Origin of the sequence: Paenibacillus sp. FSL R5-0475 (genome assembly GCF_038004585.1) — a bacterium.
GTDB lineage: Bacteria > Bacillota > Bacilli > Paenibacillales > Paenibacillaceae > Paenibacillus_AQ.
Map to the genome: position 1 here is coordinate 1,753,033 of NZ_JBBORK010000001.1, position 10,367 is coordinate 1,763,399.

The 10,367-nt window shown below is 43.4% G+C and carries 2 protein-coding genes; both read left to right on the top strand.

Going from position 1 to position 10,367, the window contains the following annotated elements:
• Window positions 1–30: 30 nt before the first annotated feature.
• Window positions 31–3,099 (top strand): glycoside hydrolase family 2 TIM barrel-domain containing protein, encoded by a 3,069-nt coding sequence (locus MKX41_RS07785; RefSeq protein WP_340969396.1) that lies wholly within the window; start codon window positions 31–33, stop codon window positions 3,097–3,099.
• Between the two features lie 209 nt (window positions 3,100–3,308).
• Window positions 3,309–10,322, top strand: a complete 7,014-nt coding sequence (locus MKX41_RS07790) for a discoidin domain-containing protein (protein WP_340969397.1) — start codon at window positions 3,309–3,311, stop codon at window positions 10,320–10,322.
• The last annotated feature ends 45 nt before the right edge of the window (window positions 10,323–10,367 follow it).

A 10,367-nucleotide genomic window follows, 5' to 3' on the forward strand; every position in this document is an offset into this window, starting at 1 on the left:
TCATTTTAATAGCAGAAGGAGGAAAATTAGATGAAGCAGCAGGTTGAACGGGGCGTCACTCCAAGCCTGGAATGGTTGTCAGACCCTTCCATTTATGCAGTAGGCAGAATACACGCGCACTCCGATCATCGGTATTACGAGACGAAATTTGAAGCCGAAGGGCTTGGAGATATGCGTTGGCGCCATAGCCTGAACGGAAGCTGGAAATTTAGCTACGCTCACAATGCTATGGAACGACAGGGGCATTTTTATAAGGAGAACGTGTCCTGTAGAGGATGGGATAATATTGAGGTTCCTGGACATATCCAGCTTCAGGGTTTTGGGCAGCCTCAGTACGTGAATACGATGTATCCATGGGATGGTCATGAGCATCTTAGACCTCCAATGATATCTGAGGATCACAATCCCGTAGGCAGCTATGTTAAATATTTTGAAGTGCCTGCGGGCTGGGAGCAACGTCCACTGTATATCTCTTTTCAGGGAGTTGAATCTGCTTTTTATATCTGGCTAAATGGGGAGTTTGTTGGGTATAGCGAGGATAGCTTTACGCCGAGTGAATTTGATCTGACACCGTACTTGACGGCAGGTGAGAATAAGCTGGCGGTTGAGGTCTATCAGCGCAGTACCGGAAGTTGGTTGGAGGATCAGGATTTCTGGCGCTTCTCCGGAATCTTTCGCGATGTGTATCTATATACTGTGCCTGATGTTCACGTGAGGGATCTCCACGTTCAGACCGATCTGGATGAGAAGTTTGAGCAGGGAACGCTAACGGCTGTATTGCAGTTGATGGGTGAGTCTGCTTCGAAAGTGGTCCTTGAACTTAAGGATAAGGCAGGTAATCTTGTAGTTCGTAGTGAGACTGGAGTTTCAGGAGATTCCGTTTCGCTTACGGTTGAGGCATCAAAGGTTCATCTGTGGAGCGCAGAAGATCCTAATTTGTATACCCTTTATGTATCTGTCTTCAACGCATCCGGGGATCTTGTGGAAGTCGTGCCGCAAAAGGTTGGATTTCGAAAATTCGAGATGATCGATAAGATTATGCACTTAAATGGTAAACGTATTGTATTCAAAGGTGTCAACCGGCACGAGTTTAATTCGCGCTTCGGACGCAGTATTACGAAAGAAGATATGCTGTGGGATATAAAGACTTTGAAACAGGCGAATATCAACGCTGTACGGACGTCGCACTATCCGAATGAAACACTCTGGTATGAGCTGTGTGATGAATACGGTGTGTATGTTATTGACGAGATGAATTTAGAGTCGCATGGATCATGGCAAAAAATGGGTGTTGTTGAACCGTCTTGGAACATACCGGGCAGTAAGCCTGAATGGCAGGATATCGTAATGGATCGTGCGATTTCCATGGTGGAGAGAGACAAGAACCATCCATCGATTCTGATTTGGTCCTGTGGCAACGAGTCATTTGCCGGAGAAGTCATTCGGAACGTAGCGAATTATTTTCGTGAGAAGGATTCTACGCGTCTGGTTCATTACGAAGGGGTGTTCCATAACCGGGATTATGATGATGCGAGTGATATGGAAAGCCGGATGTATGCGAAAGCAGCAGATATCGAAATGTATCTAAAAAAGAATCCATTAAAGCCATATATTAGCTGCGAATACATGCATGCGATGGGGAATTCCGTTGGAGGATTGCATAAATACACAGAGCTAGAGCAGAAGTATCCAATGTATCAAGGTGGATTTATCTGGGATTTCATGGATCAGGTCATCGTAAAAAATGATCGATATGGCAAACCTTATATGGCTTATGGTGGAGATTTCGATGACCGTTCAACCGATTACAACTTCTCCGGAAACGGAATTGTGTATGCGGATCGCAGATGGTCTCCGAAAATGCAGGAAGTGAAATTTCTATATCAGAACGTCAAGCTTTCCCCTGATTGCTATGGGGTTATCATCAGAAATGAGAACTTATTTGTTGGCTTGGATGCTTATAAATTGAACTATTGTCTGAATTATGAGGGCAAGGAATTCCATCGAGGCATTGTATTCGCCCAGGTTAAACCCGGAGAAGAAAGATATGTAGAACTTGATTTACCAGAGACTAACCTGTCTGGTGAGTATAGTTTAGATGTTTCTCTTGTGCTCAAAGAAGATACGTTATGGGCAAGCGCTGGTTATGAAATCGCTTTTGGACAGTATGTATTTCAAGTGGAGAACAAGTCAGAAGATGAGGTTACAACACAGCCTAAGGTAAGCACTAGTGTAAATGATTTTCGCGTAGTTGAAGGGGATGTAAATATTGGCGTTCACGGTCGTGACTTCTCTGTAATGTTCTCGAAGCAGGCTGGTACACTAATATCGGTCAAATATTCAGGACGGGAAATGATCTCTTCGCCGCCGGCACCGCTCTTCTGGAGAGCGATGACAGACAACGACAAGGGGGCGGGAATGCATTTCGACTCTTCCACTTGGTATGCTGCAAGCTTGAGCCGAAGAACCTTAAGTTTTGAGCTTATGGAAGAAGAAGACCGAGCGACTGTGACTTACGTGTATAAACTGAGTGTGTCAGAGGGAGTACGAGTAAGTGTAACTTACACGGTGTTCTCCGATGGGAGCATAAAGGTAAAATCAAGCTACCATGGAGAGCCGGGTTTACCGAAGTTTCCCCTTTTCGCTTTAACCTTCAAGGTGCCAGCGGATTATTACCAGCTGAATTGGTATGCGAATGGGCCAGAAGAAAATTATATTGACCGTTCGTTTGGCGCGAGATTGTGTCGCTTTCAGAATCATGCGGTGGACAATGTATCGTCCTATTTGGTACCGCAGGAATCGGGCAACCGTACAGGTGTGCGCGAAGTATCCGTAACCAACGATCTTGGTCAAGGGATTATAATATCATCACCAGTCTCAGCTCCTGTTGAAGCCAACATATCGCCATATTCGGCAATGGAGCTGGAGAATGCGACGCATCATTATGAGCTGCCGAACATTCATCATACCGTTGTTACGATCGCCGGTCGTCAAATGGGCGTTGGCGGTGATGACAGCTGGGGAGCACCAGTTCTTGATGAATATTTAATTGATCCATCAATAGATTTGGATTTTGAATTTACAATTCGCAGAGCATAATTAGAGACGGATAGCAGTTGCCTCAATGGATAAGGTTGGGGCAACCAAATCCTATTGTGAATGATTGAATAGTTGGTTTATACATATATGTAATCGTTTACATTTTATGGAGGAGGTGTTTGTAATCTAAAAAATAGTTTGCAATGTTGATCGGAAGATAGTAAAGAAGTGGTTTCTATGATCATTTTTATGAGAAGGGGGTAATCTGGATGATTACTACAGTTAAACGAAGGTTGACCATGTCTTTTCTTTCTATTTCTTTAGTCGTACCTATGTTTATGGGTTTAACAGGTCAGAAGGTAGATGCAGCGAATACTACGATTAAATTAGATCCAAACCATATGAAGCAATCTTGGGAGGGGTGGGGAACCTCACTTGCCTGGTTTGGTAATGTCACTGGTGGTTGGAACGATAAAGTCAAAAATGCAATGGCTGATGCACTATATTCTCCAGACGGATTGAATTTTAATATTGCTAGATATAATATAGGCGGCGGAGAGAATCCTGCTTACAATACGATGCGCCAAGGAGGGGAAGTACCCGGATTCTCGCCATCACCTGGAGTATTTGATTGGGCGCAAGATGCTAATCAGCGTTGGTGGCTGCAGGCGGCTAAAGAACGAGGTGCCAACATTCTGGAAGCGTTCTCGAACTCTGCTCCGTATTATATGACGGAAAGCGGAAGTACGACTGGTCACTGGGATTCGGGAAAAGACAACTTGAAGCCGGATGAGTACGAGAACTTTGCTAATTATTTGACAGAAGTGGTTAAGCATTTCAAAGATGACTGGAATATTGACTTCAATTATCTATCACCAGTGAATGAACCTAGTACGAGTTACTGGGGATTCGGTGGGGGTCAAGAGGGTTCCCACTGGGATGTTGGTTCTCAAATGAAGATCATAAATACGACACGTGCTAAATTGGATGCAGCAAATCTACAATCTGTACAAATAGCTGCCATGGATGAATCTATTCTGGACACCTTTGTAAGTAACTGGAACTCTTATGATGAGACAACTAAAGCTAATGTTGGTAAAATGAATACCCACTCCTACGGTGGTTCAAAGCGAGCTGAGATCAGAGATGCCGCGAAAGCTGCAGACAAGACGTTGTGGATGTCTGAAGTGGATTTAGGTCCTTCTGGGGTTGCCCACGACCATGATGATTTCGAACCAGCACTAGCATTGGCAGAAAGAATTATGACGGACATTACTTGGCTAGAACCTACGGCGTGGATCACTTGGCAAGCATTTGAAAGCGAGAAGAATATGCAAAAGGATAAGGAGAACATGAACTGGGGTCTCCTTCATGCAGATTTCGACACGCAAGAATGGTGGTATACGAAGAAGTATTACGCCATGCAGCAATTTAGTAAATTTATTCCGCAGGGTGCACGTTTCATAGAGGATACCGACGATAACACGTTGGCCGCTTATGATCCTTCAACTAAAAAAATTCATGTTGTATATAGAAATCCTAACGTAACCAGTCAAAATATTTCTTTAGATTTGTCACAGTTTGATACGGTCACTGGGGATGCAACGCCTTATGTTTCTTCCGCGACAGAGAATGTCGTACAAAAGGGCAAAATTCCTGTTTTGGATAAAATGCTGCAAGCTAAGGTTGGCGCGAAATCTATTACAACTTTCGTAATTGATGGAGCTTCCTTTACAAGCAACTTACTTATTCCTCAGAGCGATATGACGGTAACCGCAAGTAGTGCTCAGTCTGGTGAAGAAGCTGAAAGAACACTGGATGGGAATAATTGGACGAATTGGCATACGTCATGGGACCCTTATAATGCAGGACCGCATTCGATTACTTATGATCTTGGAGCGCAATATGATGATGTCAACAAGCTGAGCTATTTGCCTCGGCAAGATAAAGATGAGAACGGTATCGTAACGAAGTTTACCATCGAAGTGAGTTCGGATGGCGATAACTTCACACCGGTTGCGATAGGAACCTGGAAGAACGATAAATCTGAAAAAACTGCAACGTTTTCTTCGCGAAAAGCGAAGTTTGTAAGGTTAAAGGTAGATGAAAGTAATGGGTCTGGAGCGCAGTACGCATCGGCTGCAGAGATAAATATTATGAGAAAGTCCAATTTCACAGTGGATACGACTTTACTCGCTAATGCAATTTCTAGAGCAGAAGACTATATCTCAGCTAATAACGCAAATGTAAATGTATCGGAATTGCAAGATTTGGTGGATGAAGCCAAAGTTGTTCAAAAGAACACTTTAGCAACACAGGAAGAGATCACGCAAATCGTTTACAAACTGAACGTAGAATATAGCGTTTTAGGCCAAGGACTTATCCCACAAAGCCAGATGACGGCAACGTCTGACAATTCCGCATCTGAGGATGGGCCGGAGAAAACTATTGATGGCGATATTTGGACTAAATGGCATACTGCATATAACAACGAATATTCAACACTTCCGCATTCCATTACTTATAATCTCGGTAAAGCATATAACGGTATTTACAAACTTCAATATTTGCCACGACAGGATGTGGACTGGAATGGTGTAGTCACTAAGTTCGAAGTTTCTGTAAGTGACGATGGTGATAAATTCACCAAAGTAGTTGCAGAAGGAACTTGGAATGCCGATAAGACAGAGAAATCAGCAACCTTTAATGCGCAGGATGCTAAATATGTTAGATTTACTGCACTTGAATCGAGAAGCGATGCAGGTAAGCAATATGCATCGGCTGCAGAGATCAATATTTTTAACAAGCAGGGATATAAAGTGGATTTCTCCAGCTTAGACAGCGCAATTCAAGCTGCAGAGAAGTTCAAAACAGATTCTGGGAAAGATGAGTCTTACTTCAAGAATCTCGACGCGATCCTTAGTCGAGCTAGTACTCTGCTAAATAGCGCAACAGCGACACAAGAAGAGATCGCGAAATTTGCCAGCCGTATCTTTACTGAAATATCCAATATTCAAAACAGTAATCCAAATATTAAGGGAATGAGCCTTTTCTATACACCAGAAGCCTATCACGCGAATCCTGCTAATCTAATGGTGGATAACGATATTTCTACCTTCTACGAATCTAACTGGGACAAGAACGGACGGAAATACAAATCTGGCGATTATATCGTTATAGATCTGGGAGAGAGCGTTCCTGACGTTGGGAAGGTGCTTGTTACACCAAGACTAGACAAAGCGAATGGTCGCATCAAACAGTTCAAAATCTATTACAGCGATGCGAACCTGAAGGATTTACCTGCTGACGCTGTCGGTACGCAAGCTTATTTGGACGAGAATTTCAAATTTGCAGCAAATGGCTCTTTTGATGACTATAGCACGAGTGTTCAATCCGCAACGTTCAAATCCGTTGAAGCTCGGTATATCGCCATTCAGGCTATAACTACTGGCGGTGACGGTAACACACTCAGCGCTGCAGAAATTGCAGTTAGTCAGAAACAAACAGCGACTTTTGATACTAGTAAACTACAAGCAGCAATCGATCAATTGCGTACGTTGTCAGACATTAGTCCAAAAGTGAAAGCTGCGATAGAAAAGCAAATTACAACGATCGGTGATCTTAGTGATTTAACCGAAGAAAGCATTTCGCAATACACCAGACAGATAAAAGACTTATACAATCTCTATTTGACTGTAAATAACAGAAACTCCATTAAGAGTGGTGAAGTATGGTTAGATACGGAAGGCGTACCGATTCAAGCACATGGCGGAGGCATTCTGTACAACGAGAAGAATAAGACATATTACTGGTACGGTGAAGACAAGACGGAAGGTTATCTTCCTACTGGAGTTCACGCATATTCGTCCAAAGATTTGTACAAATGGCAAAATGAAGGCATCGTATTGCCTGTCTTCAATAACCCTCAACTTGGCGAAGCTGTAGTGCCGGCTGGAAATGACCTGCCATTATATCTGGATGAAAATTCTGAAACGTACAAGAATAGCGGGGTTCCATACGATCCGGATAGGAAAGTAGAAATTAAAAGTAAAGATGAAGATTACACAGGTAACATGAAAGCGCCAAACAATACGCTCAGTAAACATAATTCACCAGCTCGAATCGCTGAGCTAAATGCGCTGTATTCGAATTATTCGAATGAAGAGAAGCAAAAGATGTATAAAGATTTCAACTGGGATAAAGTTGTCGAGCGTCCTAAAGTCGTCTACAACAAGAAGAACAACAATTATGTGATGTGGTGGCATCAAGACGGACCGATTGCTGGCGAATATTGGACAGCAGAAGGTGGTGTTGCTGTAAGCGATTCGCCGACTGGACCATTCACATATCTCGGCACATCCCGATTGCCAAATGTAGGTGATAAAGGTGGCAATGAAGGAATGCTTCGGGATATGACCTTGTATGTCGATGACGATGGTAATGAAGCGACGGATGACAAAGCCTACTTGATTTTTTCTTCCGAAGAAAATGCTACGACCATAATCATGATGTTGAACGATGATTATACTGGTCCAGCCCAGAATGAGAAGGGTGAATCCTTAGAAGGAACTCACTATGTGAGAGCATTTAAAGATTGGAGAGAAGCACCAACGATCTTTAAGCAAGACGGAGTCTATTATATGATTACGTCCGGTTTGTCCGGTTGGGATCCTAACGAAGCCCAATACCGCGTCTCCACTGAGGGAATGTTTGGACCGTGGGAAAATAAAGGAAATCCTATGGTTAATGACAATAGAAATACCTTCAGGAGCCAAAGCACGTTTGTACTGCCTTATCGGGATGGTAATGGTGTTCTGGTACCGAATAAATTTATCTTTATGGCCGATCGCTGGTACCCGAGTAATTTGAGTGATTCCAGATATGTTTGGCTTCCGATTGAACTCGATAACGAGAATCGCAGAATTGCGGTAAGTTGGCATGATGAGTGGGATACTTCTCTATTCAAGACCGGTACGACTATTAACTTCAATAGTAATGGAGGAAGTTCGATTTCTTCCTTGTATGGGGTTGAAGTCGGTACGAAAATTACTGCGCCTACAGAACCGACTCGTGATGGATTTAAATTTGTGAATTGGTATCAAGACGCAGCCTTGAATACAGTATGGGATTTTACTGTTGATACGGTTCCGGCAAATGATATTACTCTCTATGCGAAATGGGAGCCTGTAGCTGCACCAGTGATTACAAATATCATGCCAGTCAATGTAGCTACGGTGATTGGAACTCCACCTGTACTGCCAACAGTTGTAACGGCTGTATACAGCGATGGAACAACCCAAAATAAATCAGTTGTATGGGACGTAATTGATCCTTCACAGTATGCCGAAGCGGGTGTCTTTAGCGTAAGTGGAGCGGTAGACGGCACAGTGATCCCAGCTGTTGCGAATGTGATCGTAAGCGATGATGTTAATAGAGCACAACTTGCCGCACGAATCGCTGATGCACGAGCCATTCATGATTTAGTCGTGGAAGGAACGGCTGTTGGTCAGTATCCAATAGGTTCGAAACAGAAACTGATGGATTCGATCATGGAGGCACAGCAAGTGCATGACAATGATTCAGCTACACAGTCTGAGTTAGAACAAGCAACAAATGATTTGAATTCAGCAATTCAAGTATTAGAGGCTTCAAAGAATCAACATGTTAAAGTACAGTCTATCTCAATCACGAGCGTTTCGTCGTCCATTGAAGTGAAGAAAGGAACTCTGCAGTTACAAGCGGAAGTTCTACCAGCTGATGCTACGAATAAGTCCGTTACGTGGGCGGTCTATGAAGCAGATGGAAAAACTGTAACGGATAAAGCAATCATCAATACAAATGGGTTGTTAACGGCTGCGAAGAACGGCGTTGTGAAAGTCGTTGCAACATCCGTTGATAACACCACTGTTTACGGAATAAAAGAGATTATGATAAGCGGTCAAAATGACAGCCCAGAGCCTACTCCAAGCCCAGGAACAAATCCAGGCAACCCAACGACATCAACGAGTCCTACACCTACACCAACGACCCCTCCTACAAAAGAAGATCCACATCGTTATGTTCCAGCAGGAAAAGAACTACAAAGTGAAACTGCACAGAACGGAACAACGAGCCTGACCATTAATATCGATAAGGAAGCTTTAGCGAAGAAGTTAGAAGCTCTTAACAAAACTACAGGAACCCCTAATCTTGACATCGAGATTCCGGGAATGAATTCATGGAATGCAGTCAATTTGCCATTGGATGTCTTGTACAACAGCTTGAAAGCAAATAAGGAAACAATCATAACACTAAGAAGCCATTTAGGCAGTTATGAACTTCCACTTGCCAATCTTAATCGTGAAGAACTTGAGAAAGCAGCTAAAGTTGCGGGTGCAACCTTAATCATTCGAATGGATAATGTGACTTCACAGCATGAGCAGAAGTTTGAAAAATCCATAGTAGAAAAAGGAATGAAACGAGTAAGCGACATCATCGCGTACAAAGTCATTCTTAAATCGAATGATAAAGAAGAAGAGCTTCAACGTTTCGGAAATCCGTTTATGACACGTTTCATAAATATGGATGGCGTTATTCAAGATCCAGCGACTGCGACCGCTGTTATGTTCGATCCGGTTACGGGACAACTACGATTCGTGCCATCGGTGTTCACCGTGAAGAACGGCAAGACTGAAGTCTCGATCTTCGGACATGCAAATGGTCTATACACCATCGTTCAGAACAAGAAGGCATTCGATGATATGATTGGACATTGGGCGCAAAAGGATGTTGAGACGCTGGCATCCAAGCTGATCATTAACGGAATGACGGAACGGACGTTTGCGCCAGCTAGTCAAGTCTCGCGTGCTCAATTTGCGGCACTACTGGTAAGAGGACTGGGGTTATCGACGGAGTCGTTAACGAATGTGTTTGCAGATGTTAATACAACTGCGTGGTATGCACAGGATGTGAACACAGCAGCGAAACTTGGTTTGGTTCAAGGCGTTGGTGAAGGTAAATTTAGTCCGGATTCACGGATTACGAGAGAGCAAATGGTCGTGATGATCATGAACGCTATTCAGCTCGTTCAAGGAGATGATAGAGCAGAAGCTCAATTGCGCACTCCATTTGCCGATCAAGCTAGTATCTCTGGTTACGCTACCCAAGCCGTAACAGAAGCAGCAAGCAAAGGATTAATCAAAGGCAAAACAGAAACAGCTTTTGCTCCGCAAGATGCAGCCACACGTGCTGAGGCAGCGGTGATGATCAAACAAGTTTTGCAATACTTGAAGTTTATGAACTAGATAAATGTTTGAAAACTGTGCTCGGCTCACACTGAACTGTGAACC